The organism is Mycobacterium sp., from assembly GCF_049608025.1.
Lineage (GTDB): Bacteria > Actinomycetota > Actinomycetes > Mycobacteriales > Mycobacteriaceae > Mycobacterium.
In genome coordinates this window covers 1-18729 of record NZ_JBMYXC010000061.1, presented here as the reverse complement: position 1 = coordinate 18729, position 18729 = coordinate 1, and the positions used below count along the sequence as shown (strand labels likewise).

Sequence of the window (18729 nt, the reverse complement as noted above, 5' to 3'; positions counted from 1 at the left end):
TGTGCAGCGCAGCGCTTCCGGTGGCCGGCGTACTGCAAGTCGAAACACGCATCGGTTGTGGTGGCCACGGTGCTGACACCCCAGTCGATACCGATACCGCCACGGGCATTAGGCAGCGGGGATGTTTCGCGGCGCACAACAAACGAGGCATACCAATGCCCCAACGAGTCCCGGTAGACGTTGACCGAAGTCGGCTCGCTGGGCAGATCGCGCGACCACACTTCCAGAGCCGCCCCAGCTCCGGCTCCAGGCCGCAGACGGTAGGTGTACCGGGTCTCTCGGGCGGTATTCGATGAATTGATGGTCTCGGCACGCCGGTCGGCGTCGAGCCTGGGCCGGGCCGATCGGGAACGTCTACTCGAGTGGGACCGGCTACGGCAACGGGTAGAGGTGCTCCAGATTGACCACTATTGCCTCCTGCGTGGTGCGGGCGATCACCACTTCAGCAGTTTCACCGGGATCCGGATTCTCCTCGCGGTGCGGCAGGTAGGGCGGCACGAAGATGTAGTCACCGGGCTCGGTAATGATGCGGATTTCCCGCTCACCGTCGTGGTAGACGAACTGGGGGTGACCTTTGCGGATGAAGATGGCGGTCTCGGACTCGCCATGGTGGTGATTATCGGAGGCCATGGCCGGGCCGACGTGCGTCTCGCCCATCCAGAGCTTGCCGGACCCGACGGTGCTGCCACTGATGGCGGCAAACCGGCGCATGCCTTCGGTCTGCGCGGTGCCGGCGTCGAGTTCGGCGGCGCGCACGTGATGAACCCGGGTGGGCGTCTGAGCAGCATCGGTCAGATCGGGGTGAAACGCGTCGTCTGCCATCTCTGCCCTACATCTGCCTACTAGCTCTTGGGTGCACCACCGACCGACTGCAACCCATGATCAAAACGGGTGATCACTTGGTCCTTCTGCGACGGACGAGAAGGATCGTGATGAACAGGGCCGCGGAGGTCTGCTGTGGGGACGTCACCATGTAGCCGAGGTCCTCAAAGATGCTCAGCTCGAGCGGGCTGAGAGTCCTGACCCCCAGCCCTGTGCTGCTGATGGCGTTCATCAAGAGGGTATTCGCTCCGCTGAAGGTCGAGTCGTCCAGGTGTGTCACCGAACTGCCGGACTTCCAGGGGCTCGGTGTGTAGAGCGGAACGGGTCCGCCGTATTCGGCGACGGCGTTGGCCCCTCCGAAGTACAGGCCCCCGTTGCCTCCGGCCAGATTCGCGTCGTAGGCACTGTTCCATCTGAAATCGGGGCCGATCACATTCACATTGCCGCTGTTCACGAGGAAGCTGTCGTATGCGGTCCAGTCTCGAGCGGTGTTCGATCCGGCGCGATCCACGTTGGAAATGAGGCCGAAGGTATGGAGCAACTCGTGTATGGCAGTGGCTTGGAAGTCGTACTGGAAGAAGCCTACCGAGTTACCCAGGCCCCAGGAGCGCCCGAAGTTGAAGTTGATCTTGCCGTCGGCGACCGCGCCATTGGCGTCGACTCCCGACTGAATTTTCTCTTGGACCACGGTATTGGAAAAGCCGGAGCCAGTACCGGAGAGGGCGCTCGAGGCCCAGGCCAACGTCGAACTGAACGGCGAATTCTCCCCGCTGACGTTATAGGTGAGGGTCACTGGGGATGTGACGACGAAATAAGAGGAAAGTGACTCCGCCGCCGCCTCCAGAGCATTTCGTGCTGCGCTCGACCAGTGCTGCGCACCGGTCCCATAGATGAAATCGAAGGCCAGAGTGGGAAGCACCGGTGCCGGCGGCTGATTCGAGAAGGGAGCTCCGACGTTGCCGGCCCGACCGTCGGTTCCGAACAATCCACCACTGCCGCCGCTACCACCCTGGCCGGGAGCGTCCGCCGGACCCAGCGCCGCTCCACCGACGCCCCCATCGCCACCTGAGCCGAAGACCAGGCCGCCATTGCCGCCATTGCCACCATTGCCGCCGGGAACACCCGCCCCGCCGTCACCGCCGTTGCCGAACCAGCCGGCAGAACCGCCGTTGCCGCCGTTATAGCCGTCACCGCCATTGCCCCCCCAGAGCCCGGCGCTGCCTCCATGGCAGGCGCTGCTGCCGGTGCATGAGCTCGCATCCCAACTAAACCCACTGCCGAACAGCACCCCGCCGTTGGGTTGCGCGGCGGTGCCGTTTCCAAACAGCCGAAACGCATCAGCCTCGGCGCTGGCGGCCGCATCCGCCACGGGCGATTCCGCCGGAGGCGCCGTGTGGTGCGCCCGGTGAACATCGTGAAGGTGAACGCCGCCGGCGCTCTCCGCATCCGAAGTCGCCGAACCAGCAGGCACCGGCTCACTTCTTGGTGCCGCACCCGTTGCGCCGACCGCAGAGGTTTCGCCAACATCGTGGGCCTGGGCGTGGCTGCGTAGAGAATCCGCGGTCGTAGTTCCGGAACCATCATCGGAAATCTGTTCCGCCGACCCCCCGGTTGAGCCGGGGTCTGACACGGCTAGCGGAGCGGCGCCATCCAAGCCCGAACTGTCCGAAGCCCCGGTATCAGGATTCGTGTCGGCCAGATCATCGTCGGCCAGATCATCGTCGGCCAGATCATCGTCGATGTCTGCGTCGTCGATGTCTGCGTCGTCGATGTCTGCGTCGTCGATGTCTGCGTCGTCGATGTCTGGGGCTACGTCGGCATCCGGGCTCGCGTCTGATTCGGCGTCGCTGTCCTGGGTAGAGGACGAGTCAACTGGCGAAGCCGATGAATCCGACGCCGCGGAATCACCTGAACCGTCCCCCGACGCTCCCGCCTGTGAAGACGAACTCGAACCTGCCGAACCGCCCGAACCTGTCGTGTCGGCGGACGCTACCGCCGGCATCGACGCTATCGCAACGCCCACGCCCAGGGCGACCGCGAGCGCGGCCACCCGTCCCACATAGCTGGAGTGCGCCGACGGCGGCCCCGTGGGCACCGCCCGAGCGCCGCACTGGATCGGAAGAAGCCCGACCCCATCGGTAGTCACCGAACGCCGGCGACCCGACTTCTCTGCATGACCATTGGCGGAAGTGCTCCGCGCCGCGTACCTCGGACTCATCTCGGGCCCCTCACCGGCTCGCCGACAGGACTCCCAGCAACTCTTCAACAGGACTCCCGGTAATCATTCAGTATGCGATCAAAAATCGACAAAGTTGCCGCTTTCGCAGAAGTTTTACCCAGTTTCGCGCCAGCCATCGCAGGCGCGCCGGCAAACTCGACATTGGTGCAGCAGGTCATGCCACCACGCCCGCCCCCGGCAGGCGCACCAACGCGAGAGCGGCGCCCACACGGGTGTGACGGTGCACGGATCCTCCTCGTGAGGCGAAGCGTAGCCTGCTGGCCCTGATCAGTTGCCACAGCGATGGTACAGCGGGCGCGGGCCGACACCTCCCCGGCGAAATGGCGCCTCACCCGCCCGCGGGACTACTGTTCTCCGCCATGCGGAAGAAAAGTTCGGGGTCGCGATGAACGCCCTAGCGTTGTCCGGTGCCGCTGTGGCAATCACCGGAGGCGCCCGGGGCATCGGGTACGCGACAGCGAAGGCATTCATCGATGAAGGCGCCCAAGTCTTCATCGGTGACCTCGATGCTGAGCTCGCCAAGACCGCTGCCGATGAACTGGGTTGCCGCGGGGTCGGTTTGGACGTCCGGTCGCGAGAATCCTTCGCCGAGTTCCTGGCAGCCGTCGATGGCCCGCTCCGCGTGCTCGTGAACAACGCCGGCATCATGCCGGCGGGCCGCTACGTCGAAGAGTTGGATGCGGTCACCGACTCGATAGTCGATGTCAACCTCAACGGTGTGTTGCGCGGGACGAAGCTGGCACTGCCCGGCATGCTCGAGCACGGTTCCGGCCACATCGTGAACGTGGCGTCCTATCTGGGGGTGGTGCCCGCCGCGGGGCTGGCCACCTACTGCGCAACCAAACATGCGGTGGTCGGTTTCAGTGAGTCCCTACGCGACGAGCTCGCCGGCACCGGTGTGACGGTTACCGTGGTACTGCCGTCGGCGGTGCGGACGGACCTGGTATCCGGTGTCAAACTCGGCGGAGTGCTGCCTACCGTGGATCCCAAGGAGATCGCGGACGCCGTTGTCGCGTCCTGCAGGAGCCGCCCCGCGGTCGTCGCTGTGCCGGGGTGGATGCGCAGCTATGAAACCGCCGCCGCGTTGGTTCCTGACCGGCTGCTCGGCGCTATCCGCGGCCGGCTCACCCGCCACCGCGTTCTACAAGCCCTCGACACCGATGCCCGCGCCGCATACGACGCACGGGTTCGCCGCGACGCCGAGTAACACCTGCTCGTGCCACCTCGAGGCCGGAAACCCCGGGGGATGTGTTGGCTGCGCGGTTTCCCGAGGCCGCGGACTCCCCCGGGGTGCTACGCCGGGGTGGAGGTTTCCTCGACCTTCGGTTCGGAGCGGCGCTGAGTGCGAACGCGCCACAGAAGGGCTCCGGCGACCAGAATCGCGACGATTCCCACCAGCGGCCACGCCCCCAGGTCATCGACGCGCGCGGATAGCCAGCCCTGTATCGCACCCGCCGCTTCGATAATCGGATCGTCGGCGCTACCGCCTGCGAAGAACAACCGGATTTCGTAGTAGCCGTAATAGACCACGTATAGCCCGGTGAGCAGCACGAGGGTGCCGCCGATCCGGTTGATGTAGGGAAGGATGCGACGGATCGTGCCGGTGGCCGAGGATCCCAGCAGTGCCACCGCCATGGCGGCGACACCCACCGTCAACGCCATGCCCACCGCGTAGGCCAGGAAGGCCAGGATGCCGGTGAGCACCTCGCCCCGTCGAAACGTGGTGCTGATCATCGCAAGAAACGGAGCGATGGTGCACGACAGCGACGCCACCGCGTAGGCGACTCCGTAGCCATACATCGAGCGCAGCCGAGCGGTCGGTGTGCCCCCGGAGATCTTGGGCATGATCACGGCGATGTCCCGGCCGGAGAGCAACCACAACCCGAGCGCGATGAGCAGCACGCCGATGACCACCGTGGCGAACGGCAGATAGCGCTGTGCAGAGGCGATCAGCGGCGAGACCACCAAGCCGAAGAGCCCGAACACCGTGACGAAGCCGGCGGCCATGGCCACGGTGGCGGCTCCGGCACGGGCCAGTGCCGCCGACCGGGTGCTGGGCTGCCCCTCGCCGACGATTACCAAGCCGAGATAGCCTGGCAGGAAGGCGAATCCGCACGGATTGAGCGCGGCGACCAGACCCGCGCCCAGGGCGAAACCCAGGGCCGCGCCGTCAATCATGGGTTGGCCAGGGCCTGCACCCGCTCTGTCAACTCCGACTCGGGCAGCGTGCCCTTGACCACGTCCACGGTGCCGTCGGCGGTGACGAAGGCGAAAGCGGGTTGTTTGGTAACGCCGAATTTCATCCAAACGTCGCCGTCGGTGTCAGCGATTTGTGTGAACTTGTCGACCGCGTACTTATCGACGAACTCCTTCATGGCCGGGACCTCGTCGAGTCCTGCCACACCCAGGAAGGTGACGTCGGGGTTCGCGGCGGAGACCTGACCCACCATGGGGGCTTCTCGTTGGCAGGTCGGGCACCAGGGCGCCCAAAACCACAACACGGCCGGCTTGCCGGCCAGCGTCTCCCCGGAGAACGGCTCACCGCTGAGGGTTGTGCTGGTGAACTGCAACTGGGCCGGAACCGCGGGCTGACTATCGGCTGGCGCGGTGGTCGCAGCTGCCGCCGACGTGGTGGTAGCTGCCGACGGGGCCGGCTCCGCGGTCGAGTCGTTCTCGCTGCTGGAACTACAAGCGGTGGCGACGATGGCGGTGGCGGCAAGAACGGCAATCGTGGTGCGGTTCAAAGCGGGTTCCCTTCAATCGAGACCGGTGCGCACTTTGCGCCCCTGCCAGGTAAGGACGCAACTGGTCCCGTCTTGATTGCATTCGACAATCAGAATCAGGTGAACGTGAGTATGCCCTATCGCCCGACCTGCTTGGGCGACCGATGGCCAGGCTGTTGACCTGCGTCGGCCCGGGCCGGCGGGATGAGCGGGATTGTCTGCGATGGGAGCTGAAACCGGTCCCAGACACTAGGCTTAGCCCACGGCCAGATCGCGACGGCCGTCCCCGCAGGCCTTGAGAGGTGTCGCCGGTGAGCAGTCAACGGACGCCTACTCGGCGACAGCTCCTCATCGGAGCGGGCGCCGTCGTAGGCGCTGGGTCGCTGGGCGCGGCGGGTCTGCTGCGTTGGCGCGCCGGCAACGGATCTGGGGCTGCGCCGGAAGCTCCCAGCAAGGTGCCGGGCACAGCAGATGCGGAGTTGGACGCGCTCGCGGGCGCGGTGATGTCGGGTGGGCCGGGCAAGGACGGCATTCCACCCATCGATCGACCTCGCTTCGTGCCGGCACGCGATGTCGACTACCTCGAGAACGATGCGCCGGTATTCGCACTGGATCACCGGGGCGAATTCAAGGCCTATCCCCAGTCGATATTGGTCTGGCATGAAATCGTCAACGACACGGTCGCCGGTGTTCCTCTCACCGTTACCTACTGTCCGCTGACCGGCACCGCCGTCGGCTTCGCGAGCCCGCCCGGTGAGTCCTGGACGTTCGGCACCACCGGAATGCTGGTCAATTCGAATCTGCTCATGTACGACCGCCAAACCGAGTCCGAGTGGCCTCAGATCCTCGGCACGGCGATCAGCGGCCCCCGCAAAGGCACCGCGCTGCAACCCGTACCCCTGGTCTGGACCACCTGGCGGGCATGGCGGGCGGCCCATCCCGACTCACCGGTACTGTCCCCGGAAACCGGTGCACTCCGTAGTTACGGCCGCGACCCCTACGGTTCCTACACTCCCCCGTCGGGCTACTACGTCGAACCGGGCACATATTTTCCGGTCCGGCACAGTGACGACCGCCTCGGCGACAAGGATGTTGTGGTCGGAATCCGTTCCGGCCCAGATTATCTCGCGATCCGCAAACGCCGCATCTTCGAGGATCGCCAGATGCAGGTGGAGGTGGGGGGAATCACCTGGCGTGCGCAATGGGACGACGACCTGGCTGCGGCGACGGTAGTCCACTCCGGCACCGGGGAGCCCGCCGATTTTCTGGACGCGATGTGGTTCGCCTGGTTCGCCTACTACCCGCAGACGCGATTGCTGGTATGAGGCGCCTGCTGACCGGCCTGGGAATGCTCGGCGCGGCGGTGGAACATATGTTCGCCGCGCTGCGCAGCACACCGAGGCAGGTAGGTCAGGCCATCACCCAACGGCGTCCGCGCCGGTTCGCCACCGGAGCCGCACTCGCCGTCCTGCTGATCTATCTGCTGGCCATCGGCGACATCGCCATATCCGCTTCCGGGGAAGCAGGCTTCGGCCCGCCCGTGCAGTTCGCGTTCGACAATGTCTTCCGCGCCAAGGCGGCTTATCTTTTCGAGCCGGTGCTCGCCATCCGGGCCAACGGCCACTTGACTCTGTTCCTCAGCCCGGTAAACCTGGCGTTGGGTGCCGCGGTCGCGGGACTGGCCGCAGCCAACGTCGCGCTCGCCATGCAGGAGACACAGCGTGCGGCGTGTCGCCGGAGCGCGATTGGACCGCTTGTGGGGGTGTTGCCCACGCTCGGAATCGGATTCGCCTGCTGCGCGCCCACCCTGCTGGTTGCGCTCGGCGCCGGCATGGGCGCGGCGCTGCTACCGGTGGTGCTCATGGTGCGGCCGGTCTTGTACCCGCTCACCATCGGCCTGCTTTCCGTGGCCCTGGTGTGGCGCTGCTACCGGGTGAGAGATTCGTCGGCCTGTGAGGTCGGCCCCTTGTGACGGCACCGCCCATCAAGCACCGTCTACTAATGAGGTGTCGCATGGTTTCGATCGCCGGGCAGGTGCCCGCCGCAGGCGTGACTATCGCCCACCCCGACGCCCACCCCGATTTCCGGGAGCAGTTCGGGGCCGGCGTCCCCGCACAAGGGGTGGTCCTGTGACAATGCCCTGCAAGGCCGGGAACCTCACCTCCTCGCTGGAGAGGGCGTGAGCGTGGATCAGATGCAACCAAAAGAAAGCGGCATTGACGAGGCCGTTCCCAGGGGCAGGATCTTTCTGCTGGGCCTGCTGGGCGGGATGCAGATGCTCGATCCCACCGTCGCGAACACGGCCATCGTCGACGCGGGCAGGGCGTTGAGCTTCACCGCCGCCGATCGGGCGCTTGGCGCCAGCATCTCCACACTTGCGGTGGCAGCCACTGTTCTTGCCTCCGGCCTGGCTGCGGACCGACTCGGCCGGCGCCGTGTCCTGATCGGCGCCGCCGTCCTGGCAATCATCGGCAACATGACCGTCGCAGCAGCACCGGCGGCCGAGGTCTACCTGGCGGGTCGCGGCATCGCCGGAATTGGCCTCGGGGCGACACTCGCGGCGACCTTCGCCTACGTCCGCTTTGTCACACCCGGCCCGAAATTGAGTGTTGGCCTAGGCCTTTGGGCTGCCGTCATGATCAGCGTGGTCATAGTCGGGTTGCCGATCGGCGGCGCGCTCGCCGCCGAATCCTGGCGCGCTGCGATGCTTTTGGTGCCGGCGGCCCTCATCGGTCTGGTCGGTTTCATCCCGCGGGTTCTGCCCGTGATGCCCCGGTCTGGCGACGGGCCGATCGACTATGCCGGACTGGTTCTGATCGGAGCCTCGACAGCGTCGCTGCTCTACGGACTCAGTGAGGCGGCGACCTCGTTCACTTCGCCACAGTTCTACGGTCCCATCGCTGCTGGGATCATCGGTTACGCAGCATTCGTCCTCGTCGAGATCCGGAGTCAATCCGCGGCATTCCCGATCAAGCTGTTCACCAACGGGATCTTCGTGGCAGCGGTCATCGCAGGCGTGGCGTTCAACTTCACTGAAGCGGTCGTCATGCTCTCGACGAGCAACCTGTGGCAGTACACGAAGGCGGCCTCACCGCTGGAGGTGACCCTCCTGCAGGCCCCGCTGCTGCTCGTTCTGCTCGCAACATCGCTGCTGGTCGGCAGGTACCTGTCGAATCACGGCGATAGGCTGCGCCAGATTCTGGGAGTGGGTTTCACCGCCTGCGTGCTCGGACTGATATTGATGGCCGCCGCCAAACAAAGCTCACCAGCGTGGGTAGTCGTCCCGGGGATCGCCGTCGTCGGCATCGGCCTCGCGCTTGTTTCGGTCCCGCAGTCGGCGATGTTCGTCTCGCAGGCCCCGGCGAAATTCATCGGCCCGGTGACATCCTTCCGCACGACCGTCGGACAGATCGGCTATGCGATCGGTCTGACGCTGAGCGTGGTCCTCGTCGAGGGTTTTGGCCACGCGCGTTTCGCCGGGGCTCTCGAGGAGGCAGGGCTTGCCACGCCGTCACAGGTAGCGGCCGGGATCGACGATGTGCGGGCGTTCACCAACGACCGGGTGGAGCCCACCACCGCCGCCGGAAAAGCAGCCGTGGAAGCTGCCGGGAAGGCTTACACCCAGGGCTTCGACGCCACCATGGTGCTCTGCGCGGCGCTTATCGCGCTGATGGGCTTGATCACGCTTTTCGCCATCGATGCCCGCGGCACCATTGACCGATTCCAGCGCCGGATCCGACCGGCCTCCACCCGACTCCGCGACGTCCCAGATCGCGACAACACCGAGTGATTCGGGCAGCACCCCCGCTGCTCTCCCACAGCGCTAGATCAGGCGTGACACTGCGAAAGCGGCTGCCTCACCGGTCATTCCGTTGAACGGATACTGACCGTGCCCATCGATGGCCCCGGGAGCGGGTGGACTCATACACACCGGGTCGCCGGGCGCACACAACCGGATGGTCTTGGCCGCGAACACCGGGCCCACGACCACAGCCGGGGCGCCGTACTTGAGCGCGGATGGACCAGAAGGTGTTCCGAACAACGCGACCGCGGCGACATGGTCGGCGGCCTCCGGCGGCAGCGGGGCGGGAACCGACTCCGCGGGTAGCCCCGCGGGTGCGACCGCGGAGGTGGCGAAGCCGGCCACGACCGCGCCCTGGGAATACCCGCCGAGCACGATCTTGGTGGTCGGGCAGGCGGCGGCCATGAACTCCACGCGCACGCCGGCGTCTCTGACTCCATCGACGACGGTTCTGGTGAACGCCGGGCCGCCACCGAAGTCGCTGCTCGCGGGATAGTTGACCGGATACACCCCAACCGACCTGCCGTACAACTGCCAGCGCAGGGCATCGACGAACGCCTGACCGACATTCCCGACCCCCGGTGGCTCGCCGGTACCCCGAGCGAACACCACTTCCACATCGGGGCACGGCTGCGCCGACGCCGAGTGCAGGGGCACGTTCAGCAGCATCGTGGCTGCCCCCGCCACCGCGGCAGCCAGGACACCAGCGCGCGATCTCGACGCCCGGAACACACGCCGGTGGCCGCCTGCCATGGGTGAGTTCGACCTACCTGACAACGGCTTAACCGGCTTCAATGGCGGCCACAACTGCGGCGGCTTCGAGTCCACACATCGGCTGCAGATCCACCGGGCCGGCCAGCACCAGATCATCGACGCGGCGTTTGAGGTCACCCGAGGCGATGTGGGCGTGCAGGTTGGCGCCCGGGCACGAGGTGGAGGCGTAATCCTGATGGCCCGCCAACGATGCGGTCGCGACCCCGAAGTTCTGTGCCGCCCACGCGAACGCAACCGCAGCGCCCTGCAACTGGGCCTCGCTCACGGCCTCTTGGTCGAAGTCTCCTTCGCAGACCACCAGGAAATGACCCCTCGGGTCGTAGCTCGTGGCGGTGTCACCGGCGAGGTCGGGCGTGCGCAGTTCGAAGATGTTGCCGTCGCGGTCCACGCCGAGGTGATAGGCGATGTCGATCCAGCCCTGGTGATCCTGGTGGTAGGCCTGATGCTGGCGGAGCCGTGAAGTGATGTTGCTGTTGTCGCCCAGCACCACGGCGGTGTGATGCAGCGTCATCCGGGAGATGGTGTGCGGGGTGCCGCCGGGACGGGCTGGACGCGCGCCCCAGCCATCTCGGCACACCAGACCCGCCGATGTGGTGGTCGGGGCCGGCGTTGGCGCGACCACGGGCACCTGCTCCGGTAGCGGCTTGGCCGGCGCGCCGGGGCTCGGTACCGAGGCCGACCCCGAACCGGCGGTGGGTGTGGCCACGGACCGGGTCGTGCAGGCCACAGCGGCGACCGCCACACCGGCGGCGCCGGCCGCCTGAAACAGTCGGCGGCGGCTCAACAGCTCGCCGGGTCCGTCCGGCGGGGGTACGCCCATGACGGTAACGATACGGAGCTTTGGGCGCTATTAGCGCAACGGTATCGAATACGGGAATACCCTGGTCCGCGTGAACCCGCCTGTGAGCCGACGCGACATGCTCAAATACGCCCTGGCGGCCACCCCGGTTCTCGCGGCCGGCGCCACCGTGGCGACAACAGTTGCTGCGCCGAGAGCGTCCGCCGAGGGCCTGCGGTTGCACAACGCCGCCGGCGGCCCTGATCTGGCCCCCATATTCTTCAGCGTCGACGGGGACATCGGATCCGACACCTGGGACAGCACCGCGGTCCAGTGGTTTCGCGGGATCAACGCTGTGCTGGGTGTCCAGCGCACGGGGATCTACGGCGGTGCACGCCAGTGCAGATGGGCGATAGCGGATGACGTGATCGGGCACTCGACGGTGAGCCGCTCTCGGCCAACTCCGCTGACCGGCAGCGGCTTGGGCAGGGTGCCGGCGTGAACGCATTGCTGAATCAGGTGATGGCTGCCAGCGGGGGCAGGGACCGCTGGCAGCAGGCCACGACAATTCGGGCACGTGTGCGCAGCGGTGGCCTGCTGGTCCGTACCCGCGTGCCGGGCAATCGATTCAGCGACTATCGAGTCACCGTAGACACCCAGGAACCCCGGACGGTCATAGATCCGTTCCCGCGTGACGGACTGCGCGGGGTCTTCGACCACGGGTCGGTACGCATCGAGAACGGCCGGGGCGACATCATCAGTTCCCGTACCCATCCGCGTTCACTGTTCTTTGGAACAGCTGGCGTGCGACGCAACATTCGTTGGGATGCACTGGATTCCGTCTATTTCGGTGGTTACGCAATGTGGTGCTATCTCACCACGCCCTATCTGCTCACCCGCAACGGCGTGCGGGTCGAAGAGGGCGATCCCTGGCAGGAGGATGGACACACATGGCGCCGACTGCACGCCGAGTTCTCACCGGAAATCGATACTCACTCGCCCCGTCAGACCTTCTACTTCGATGCAGACGGTCTGCTGCGTCGCCACGACTATGTCGCGCTGGTGGTCGGCCAGTGGGCCAAGGCTGCTCATTACTGCGCCGACCCGGTTGAGGCCGGCGGATTCACTTTCGCCACCCGCAGATGGGTCCGTCCGATAGGCCCTGGAAACCGACCCCTACCGTTCCCCACCCTGGTATCGCTGCAGCTGAGTGACCTGACCGTCGAGACCAGGTGACGGTCGGCGGTCCGGCCGGCAACCTCATACCACTTCTAGCCTGAAGGGCCACGCACCGATGACCGATCAGCCATCCGCCTTCTTCGACGATGTGGCAGTCACCTTGCTGGCCCAACCCGGGGTGTCGCCGGGCACCATGATGGGTTTCCCATGCCTGCGCATCGACGGGGAGTTCTTCACCTCCTGTGATCACCGCACCGGCGACCTCATCGTCAAGCTGCCGCGTGATCGCGTCCAAGAACTCATTGACAGCGGCCTCGGTAAACCTTTTGCCCCCGCCGGACGGACCTTTCGGGAGTGGGTCCTGGTCGAAGACCGTGATGCGACCAGATGGGCGGCGCTGATGACCGAAGCTCGCCTCTTCGTGAGCGGGCACCGATGACCTTGCAATCGTCAGCACCGGCCGTCAGAGGCCACTTACCCGGGAATGGGGTCAATGATGAGGCGCAATCCGTTACTGGGTGAATGCTCCGGAGAGTTCTTCGGAACCATGATCCTCATATTGTTCGGCGTGGGGGTCGTGGCCCAGGTGGTCACTGGCGGATTCCCGGCGACCACCGGAGCCACCGGCGACTACAACTCGATCGCGTGGGGCTGGGGCTTGGGCGTAACGATGGCGATCTACGTCGCCGGAAGGCTCAGTGGCGCCCACCTGAACCCGGCAGTGACCATCGCGCTGGCGGCGTTCAAGGGTTTCAGCCGCCGCAAGGTCCTGCCCTACATCGGAGCACAGATGGCAGGCGCGTTCGTCGGGGCACTCTTGGTCCGGTGGTCGTATTCGTCGGCCATCAACCGGGTCGATCCGGGGCATTCCAAGGCCACCCAGGGCATTTTTTCCACGTCCCCGGACGTGGGTGTTTCGATCCCCGCCGCGTTTCTCGATCAGGTCATCGGCACTGCGATCCTGGTGATGGTGATCTTCGCGTTGACCAGTGCGGTCAACAATCCCCCACTGGGAAACACCGCTCCGCTGTTCATCGGGCTGCTGGTCGTCGGAATCGGGCTGGGGTGGGGAGCCAACGCCGGCTACGCGATAAATCCGGCCCGCGACTTTGCTCCCCGGGTGGTGTCCTGGATGACCGGCTATCAGGATGCGATGTATTCGGCCAACGGCCCCGAACTCTACTTCTGGTTACCTATGGTCGCGCCGTTGATCGGGGGCCTGATCGGTGGAGCGCTGTTTGTCTTCGGCATCGAACGGTTCCTGCCCGCGGCAATCACCGAGCCCGCCGAGATCGGTGTGGTGGAACCGACACCACTGCGCAGTGAGTGAGTCGATCGCCCCCGAACGGCGCCGGCGGCGCGCTGCGTATTATCTGCGCGGGTACCCGCACCCGAGTCATCTGCGCGGGTAGCCGCATCAGAGGGCAGTCTCGAGGAACGGAATCATATGAACACGAATGTCGAACAGCTGGAGTTCCAGGCCGAGGCACGCCAGCTGCTGGACCTGATGGTCCACTCGATCTACTCGAACAAGGATTCGTTTCTGCGGGAGCTGATCTCGAATGCCTCCGACGCTCTGGACAAGTTGCGGATCGAAGCATTCCGGAACAAAGACCTCGACGTCGACACCTCCGACCTGCACATCGAGATCTCGATCGACCAGGATTCGCGCACGCTGACCGTTCGGGACAACGGCATCGGCATGACGCACGACGAAGTCGTGGATCTGATTGGCACGCTCGCCAAATCCGGGACCGCCGAGCTCCGCGAGCAGTTGCGCGAAGCCCAGAACGCGGCCGCCTCCCAGGAACTGATCGGCCAGTTCGGTATCGGGTTCTACTCGACGTTCATGGCCGCCGACCAGGTTGAACTGCTTACCCGAAAGGCCGGCGAGAGCGAGGCCACCCGCTGGAAGTCCAGCGGTGAGGGCACCTACACCATCGAAACCGTCGATGACGCACCGCAAGGCACCGCGGTCACGCTGCACCTCAAGCCCGAAGACGCCGAGGACGAACTCCACGACTACACCTCGGAGTCGAAGATCAAGCACCTGGTCAAGAAGTACTCGGACTTCATCGCCTGGCCCATCCGGATGGATGTCGAGCGAAGGACACCGCCCGAAGAAGAAGGCGGCGAAGAGGTCGTAACCACTGAAACCGAGACTCTCAACTCGATGAAGGCGCTCTGGGCCAAGCCCAAAGACGAGGTCTCCGACGAGGAGTACAAGGAGTTCTACAAGCACATTGCCCACGCCTGGGACGACCCGCTCGAAATCATCCCGATGAAGGCCGAAGGCACCTTCGAATACCAGGCGCTGCTCTTCATCCCCTCGCACGCCCCCGTGGACCTGTTCAACCGCGATACCAACGGGATACAGCTGTATGTCAAACGCGTCTTCATCATGGGCGACTGCGATCAGCTCATGCCCGAGTACCTGCGCTTCATCAAGGGTGTCGTCGACGCGCAGGACATGTCGCTCAACGTTTCCCGCGAGATCCTGCAGCAGGACCGGCAGGTCAACGCGATCCGCCGCCGTCTGACCAAAAAGGTGCTCTCCACGATCAAGGAGCTGCAGTCCGAGCGGCCGCAGGACTACCGCACGTTCTGGACCCAGTTCGGACGGGTACTCAAAGAGGGTCTGCTCTCCGATTTCGACAACCAGGACACCCTGCTGCGTATCTCGTCGTTTGCCTCGACACACAGCGAGGAGGAACCCACCACCCTCGCCGAGTACGTCGAGCGCATGAAGGATGGCCAGAAGCAGATCTACTACGCCACTGGCGAGACACGGCAGCAACTCCTGAATTCGCCGCACCTGGAGGCGTTCAAGGCCAAAGGCTACGAGGTGCTGCTGCTCACCGACCCGGTCGACGAGGTCTGGGTGGGAACGATAACCGAGTTCGACGGCACGCCGCTTCAGTCGGTGGCCCGGGGCGAGGTGGATCTCGATTCCGAAGAGGACACGACCAAGGCCGAACGCGAGGAGCAGGAGAAGGAGTTCGCCGACCTGTTGGCTTGGCTGCAGCAGACCTTGGCCGATCACGTCAAGGAGGTGCGACTGTCCACCCGTCTGACCTCCTCGCCGGCCTGCCTGATCACCGACACCTTCGGCATCACGCCGGCACTGGCGCGTATCTACCAGGCCTCTGGACAGGAAATTCCGGCCGGGAAGCGGATTCTCGAACTCAACCCGGATCATCCGCTCGTCACCGGCCTGCGCCAGGCTCACAAGGATCACGCCGATGACCACTCGCTGGTCGAGACCGCCGAGTTGCTCTACGGCACAGCACTTCTTGCAGAAGGTGGCACTCCCGATGATCCGGCGAAGTTCGCCACACTGCTCGTGGACAGGCTGACGCGCACGGTGTGATGCAGTTGGGCCCTACGGAGTGAGGAACGAAATTGGTTCTGCTGGAAACAAATCCCCGTTTATGTTGCCAATCAGGGAGTAGTTGTCCTCGACCGGGACCGCCCGGATACCTGAGCCTGGGTTGAAGTTCAGATGATTGAGGTTGACCCAGACGATGTTGGGGCTGAGGGTGGATTCGAAGTAGTACACCTTGTTTGTCGAATCGGCGATCGTACGCCAGTACGTCGGTGAGATGTTGGGATGCTCCGGGTCGCCCACACCCCACGGCACCGACGTATTGCGGATGACACTCAGCACGCCTGCCACGGCTTGCCGTTCATTGGTTGTCTCGGGGAGTCTGCTCAGGTAGTAGCTGGCACGGACGAAGCGGTCTTTGGACTGGATCGATCCGGGGAGGTTCTTCGTGAGATCTTGCCCCTGCCACACCGCATTGAGTTGGAGTTGCTCGTCGTAGGTTGGGCTGTTGGTCATGACTTGGTACTCGCGGCCATGGTGAATGACGGGTGTCCCGTCGAGATACTCAATGATGGCCGAATCGCCACTGGCATCACTGACCGACAGGTGAACTGTCGGCTCAGCCGAACGGGTAGGTCCGAATTTGATCGGGACGATATAGATCGACGGATCGGTGAAGGCTTCCACGACCTCATTGACCGTCGCGAAACTGGATAGCACGTACTGCACCCATCCCGCGAACGAGAGGCGCGGCCGGTCATCGGCGGGGGCTTGCCCAAAGTCTGCTTCTCCCAGATACAGCAGATTGGCCACCAGTCCGGCTTCATTCATGCCGTCGAACACGCCGTCCACGGGGCCGTTGGGATCGGTGGTGCCCGCGATCTCAACTGCGCCATACTTGCTGGTCCACGTCAGCGAGTTGACGCCGCCGCCACCGTCCTGCGGGAAGCCGCGCGGAATGACATACAGATGCGAATTGAACGAGTAAGGCCAATCCATCGACCGGCCTGTGATGACAATGCCGTCCGGTCCGAGCCAGGTTACTCGAGTGCAGGCCTGCGCTGTGATCGCGCTTGTGAACGCAAACAGTCCTGCGCACAGTGCGATGAGAAATCGCCGGACAACGCGCCGTTGCATTCTGCCTCCGATGTCGGTCGTATCAGGTGGATGGTACGTAGGAACTCTCCGGTGTCAGGCCGGGTCGGACAGACGGAGCCACCGTCATTTTCACCAACCAGCCTTTCGGGAAGTCCACACCGAGCCGGGCTCGCGGTGAGATCGTAGTTCCGGGTCACCTCACCTGAACACGGGTTACCTCACCTGAACAAAGGACGTCGCCGCATGCTCGAAGTATCCGAAGTCGGCAACAAGATCAGCAAGGCGGATTACCAGGCGGCCATCCCCGAACTTCGCGTCGGACTCATCAACGCCCAGTACGACCTGCGCGATGCCGACTTTCCGGTGATCATCTGGATCGCCGGTGACGATCGGCTCGGCGCCAACGCCCTGGTCAATCGGCTCAATGAGTGGATGGATTCGCGCTATGCGGATACCCGGGTCTTCGCCGAGCCCACGGAGGAGGAGTCGCAGCGACCCCAGCTCTGGCGGCTCTGGCGATCGTTACCCCCCAAAGGCCGCGCGTCGTTCTTCATCGGCGGATTGATGCGCGCTGCCAGCATGCGTGCCCAGGAAGAAATCGACGAACCGGAGTTTTCCATCTGGCTCCGCCATATCACCAACATGCAGCACGCTCTGGTGGCCGACGGCGCCTTGATCCTGAAGTTTTTCCTGCACACACCGGCCAAAGAGCAGAAGAAGAATCTGAAGAAAGCCGAGAAACACCCGGAACTCGGCTGGCAGGTGGATCAGCGCGACTGGGCTGCTCTCGACACGATGGGTCCGGTACTGCCCATTGCGGAACGGATGTTGAGGGAGACCAGCGGGCCGGGGGCGCCCTGGAGCATCGTGGAGGCCACCGATGACCGCTACCGCGATCTCACGGTCGCCCGGACGATCTTGGCGGCCCTCACCACCCGCCTGGCTCAGGAGTCCCGGGCCCCGGCAACATCGTTGCCGGTATCGGTGTTCGGGGACATCGACGCCGCGGCAGATGTGCTCTCCGGCGTAGATCTGTCCCGAACCCTGGACAAGGAGAAGTACCGCGCCAAGTTGGCCAAACAACAGGCCAGGCTGCACGGACTGGCCTCCGAGGCCCAGCAGCGCGGATTGAGTACGGTACTGGCCTTCGAGGGTTGGGACGCCGCCGGAAAGGGTGGCGTCATCCGCCGCATCACCGGCGCTCTGGAAGCCGGCGACTATCGGGTGATCCCGGTTGCCGCTCCCTCCGAGGAGGAACGGCGATACAACTATCTGTGGCGCTTTTGGCGCGATCTGCCCCGGGCCGGCAAATTCGTGATCTTCGACCGCACCTGGTACGGCCGGGTGTTGGTAGAGCGACTGGAGGGCTTCGCCGATCCGGCGGAGTGGCAGCGGGCCTACGACGAGATCAACGACTTCGAGAGCCAGTTGGTCGAGCGCGGATTGTTCGTCGCGAAGTTCTGGTTGCACGTGTCGCCCGAAGAGCAGCTCGCCCGATTCAAGGAGCGCGAGAACACCCCGTACAAGTCCCACAAGATCACCGCCGAGGACTATCGCAACCGCGAGCGATGGGACGAGTACGTCAAGGCCGTCGATCAGATGATTCTGCGGACCACCTCAGATGGCGCCCGCTGGAACGTGATCCCCGCTGACGACAAGCGCTACGCCCGAGTGGCCGCGCTCAAAGCGATCAATAAGGGCTTGGCGCGCACGCTGCGCGAGAACTGACGCCACCGGTCACTCAACGGCCACTCGTCACTCAACGGCCACTCGTCACTCAACGGCCACTCGTCACTCAACGGCTCGGCCTGGTGGTGACGTGCACGTGGTCGTAGTGGCCGTATCCCGATCCCTGCGGACCGCTTGGCGTGTAGTACGTGTTGCGCCAGATCGCGTCCTGCAAACCGAATCGGGCCGAGTTGCTCAGCACGAACGCGAGAATTGCGTCTCCGAGCGCGATGCCCTCGGAGCTGGTGGGATTTGGAATCA

Annotated in this window: 17 protein-coding genes and 2 pseudogenes; 10 read left to right on the top strand and 9 right to left on the bottom strand. The window is 64.7% G+C overall.

Annotated features, from left to right (window positions below; genetic code table 11):
* The 3 genes and pseudogenes from ACPGXI_RS15755 to ACPGXI_RS15745 all read right to left on the bottom strand — a co-directional run.
* A pseudogene (locus ACPGXI_RS15755) lies at positions 1-221 on the bottom strand (RNA-guided endonuclease TnpB family protein); the annotation flags it as partial.
* Positions 222-372: 151 nt separating this feature from the next.
* Positions 373-822 (bottom strand): cupin domain-containing protein, encoded by a 450-nt coding sequence (locus tag ACPGXI_RS15750; protein ID WP_526654562.1) that lies wholly within the window; start codon positions 820-822, stop codon positions 373-375.
* Positions 823-895: 73 nt separating this feature from the next.
* Positions 896-2917, bottom strand: coding sequence for a hypothetical protein (locus tag ACPGXI_RS15745; protein ID WP_526654560.1), 2022 nt, complete (start codon positions 2915-2917; stop codon positions 896-898).
* A gap of 529 nt (positions 2918-3446) precedes the next feature.
* Between ACPGXI_RS15745 and ACPGXI_RS15740 the strand changes: the two genes are divergently transcribed.
* On the top strand, positions 3447-4268 hold the full coding sequence (locus tag ACPGXI_RS15740; RefSeq protein ID WP_526654558.1) for an SDR family NAD(P)-dependent oxidoreductase: 822 nt from the start codon (positions 3447-3449) through the stop codon (positions 4266-4268).
* Between the two features lie 86 nt (positions 4269-4354).
* Here the strand turns inward: ACPGXI_RS15740 and ACPGXI_RS15735 are convergent, their stop codons facing one another.
* Positions 4355-5239 (bottom strand): cytochrome c biogenesis CcdA family protein, encoded by an 885-nt coding sequence (locus tag ACPGXI_RS15735; protein WP_526654556.1) that lies wholly within the window; start codon positions 5237-5239, stop codon positions 4355-4357.
* Positions 5236-5790 (bottom strand): protein disulfide oxidoreductase, encoded by a 555-nt coding sequence (locus ACPGXI_RS15730; protein WP_526654564.1) that lies wholly within the window; start codon positions 5788-5790, stop codon positions 5236-5238. Before ACPGXI_RS15730 ends, ACPGXI_RS15735 begins: the two co-directional genes overlap by 4 nt.
* 305 nt (positions 5791-6095) lie before the next feature.
* On the opposite strand from ACPGXI_RS15730, the gene ACPGXI_RS15725 reads away from it, so the two are divergent.
* The 3 genes from ACPGXI_RS15725 to ACPGXI_RS15715 all read left to right on the top strand — a co-directional run bounded on the left by ACPGXI_RS15725 (position 6096) and on the right by ACPGXI_RS15715 (position 9574).
* Positions 6096-7109, top strand: coding sequence for a DUF3179 domain-containing (seleno)protein (locus tag ACPGXI_RS15725; RefSeq protein ID WP_526654554.1), 1014 nt, complete (start codon positions 6096-6098; stop codon positions 7107-7109).
* Complete coding sequence (locus tag ACPGXI_RS15720) at positions 7106-7756, top strand: hypothetical protein (protein ID WP_526654552.1); 651 nt, start codon at positions 7106-7108, stop codon at positions 7754-7756. Before ACPGXI_RS15725 ends, ACPGXI_RS15720 begins: the two co-directional genes overlap by 4 nt.
* Positions 7757-7978: 222 nt before the next feature.
* Positions 7979-9574 (top strand): MFS transporter, encoded by a 1596-nt coding sequence (locus ACPGXI_RS15715; RefSeq protein WP_526654550.1) that lies wholly within the window; start codon positions 7979-7981, stop codon positions 9572-9574.
* Positions 9575-9607: 33 nt separating this feature from the next.
* Here the strand turns inward: ACPGXI_RS15715 and ACPGXI_RS15710 are convergent, their stop codons facing one another.
* Together ACPGXI_RS15710 and ACPGXI_RS15705 are read right to left on the bottom strand one after the other, a co-directional pair.
* The gene (locus ACPGXI_RS15710; RefSeq protein WP_526654548.1) at positions 9608-10339 is read right to left on the bottom strand and encodes a cutinase family protein; all 732 of its coding nucleotides are present in this window, start codon (positions 10337-10339) and stop codon (positions 9608-9610) included.
* Between the two features lie 28 nt (positions 10340-10367).
* On the bottom strand, positions 10368-11180 hold the full coding sequence (locus ACPGXI_RS15705) for an N-acetylmuramoyl-L-alanine amidase (RefSeq protein WP_526654546.1): 813 nt from the start codon (positions 11178-11180) through the stop codon (positions 10368-10370).
* A 97-nt stretch (positions 11181-11277) separates the two neighbouring features.
* Here ACPGXI_RS15705 and ACPGXI_RS15700 point away from each other — a divergent pair.
* From ACPGXI_RS15700 to htpG, 5 genes and pseudogenes are all read left to right on the top strand, one after another.
* A pseudogene (locus ACPGXI_RS15700) lies at positions 11278-11595 on the top strand (glycoside hydrolase domain-containing protein); the annotation flags it as partial.
* A gap of 41 nt (positions 11596-11636) precedes the next feature.
* Positions 11637-12374 (top strand): hypothetical protein, encoded by a 738-nt coding sequence (locus ACPGXI_RS15695; RefSeq protein WP_526654544.1) that lies wholly within the window; start codon positions 11637-11639, stop codon positions 12372-12374.
* 58 nt (positions 12375-12432) lie between these two features.
* Positions 12433-12756 (top strand): hypothetical protein, encoded by a 324-nt coding sequence (locus ACPGXI_RS15690; protein ID WP_526654542.1) that lies wholly within the window; start codon positions 12433-12435, stop codon positions 12754-12756.
* A 54-nt stretch (positions 12757-12810) separates the two neighbouring features.
* Positions 12811-13647, top strand: a complete 837-nt coding sequence (locus ACPGXI_RS15685; protein ID WP_526654540.1) for an MIP/aquaporin family protein — start codon at positions 12811-12813, stop codon at positions 13645-13647.
* Between the two features lie 117 nt (positions 13648-13764).
* On the top strand, positions 13765-15687 hold the full coding sequence (htpG, locus tag ACPGXI_RS15680; RefSeq protein WP_526654538.1) for a molecular chaperone HtpG: 1923 nt from the start codon (positions 13765-13767) through the stop codon (positions 15685-15687).
* Between the two features lie 12 nt (positions 15688-15699).
* Here htpG and bsh read toward each other — a convergent pair whose 3' ends face one another.
* Positions 15700-16779: a bile salt hydrolase gene (gene bsh, locus ACPGXI_RS15675; protein WP_526654536.1), complete on the bottom strand. Its 1080-nt coding sequence runs from the start codon at positions 16777-16779 to the stop codon at positions 15700-15702.
* Between the two features lie 204 nt (positions 16780-16983).
* Between bsh and pap the strand changes: the two genes are divergently transcribed.
* Positions 16984-18468: a polyphosphate:AMP phosphotransferase gene (gene pap, locus ACPGXI_RS15670; RefSeq protein ID WP_526654534.1), complete on the top strand. Its 1485-nt coding sequence runs from the start codon at positions 16984-16986 to the stop codon at positions 18466-18468.
* 67 nt (positions 18469-18535) lie between these two features.
* On the opposite strand, the gene ACPGXI_RS15665 is transcribed toward pap, so the two are convergent.
* Positions 18536-18729 (bottom strand): VldE C-terminal domain-containing protein (locus tag ACPGXI_RS15665; protein ID WP_526654532.1); only part of this gene is annotated, 194 nt, incomplete at its 5' end.

Coding starts and splice junctions, on each gene's coding strand:
- ACPGXI_RS15750 (WP_526654562.1), bottom strand. CDS start 822: ATGGCAGACGACGCGTTTCACCCCGATCTGACCGATGCTGCTCAGACG.
- ACPGXI_RS15740 (WP_526654558.1), top strand. CDS start 3,447: ATGAACGCCCTAGCGTTGTCCGGTGCCGCTGTGGCAATCACCGGAGGC.
- ACPGXI_RS15735 (WP_526654556.1), bottom strand. CDS start 5,239: ATGATTGACGGCGCGGCCCTGGGTTTCGCCCTGGGCGCGGGTCTGGTC.
- ACPGXI_RS15720 (WP_526654552.1), top strand. CDS start 7,106: ATGAGGCGCCTGCTGACCGGCCTGGGAATGCTCGGCGCGGCGGTGGAA.
- ACPGXI_RS15715 (WP_526654550.1), top strand. CDS start 7,979: ATGCAACCAAAAGAAAGCGGCATTGACGAGGCCGTTCCCAGGGGCAGG.
- ACPGXI_RS15710 (WP_526654548.1), bottom strand. CDS start 10,339: ATGGCAGGCGGCCACCGGCGTGTGTTCCGGGCGTCGAGATCGCGCGCT.
- ACPGXI_RS15705 (WP_526654546.1), bottom strand. CDS start 11,180: ATGGGCGTACCCCCGCCGGACGGACCCGGCGAGCTGTTGAGCCGCCGC.
- ACPGXI_RS15690 (WP_526654542.1), top strand. CDS start 12,433: ATGACCGATCAGCCATCCGCCTTCTTCGACGATGTGGCAGTCACCTTG.
- ACPGXI_RS15685 (WP_526654540.1), top strand. CDS start 12,811: ATGATGAGGCGCAATCCGTTACTGGGTGAATGCTCCGGAGAGTTCTTC.
- htpG (WP_526654538.1), top strand. CDS start 13,765: ATGAACACGAATGTCGAACAGCTGGAGTTCCAGGCCGAGGCACGCCAG.
- bsh (WP_526654536.1), bottom strand. CDS start 16,779: ATGCAACGGCGCGTTGTCCGGCGATTTCTCATCGCACTGTGCGCAGGA.
- pap (WP_526654534.1), top strand. CDS start 16,984: ATGCTCGAAGTATCCGAAGTCGGCAACAAGATCAGCAAGGCGGATTAC.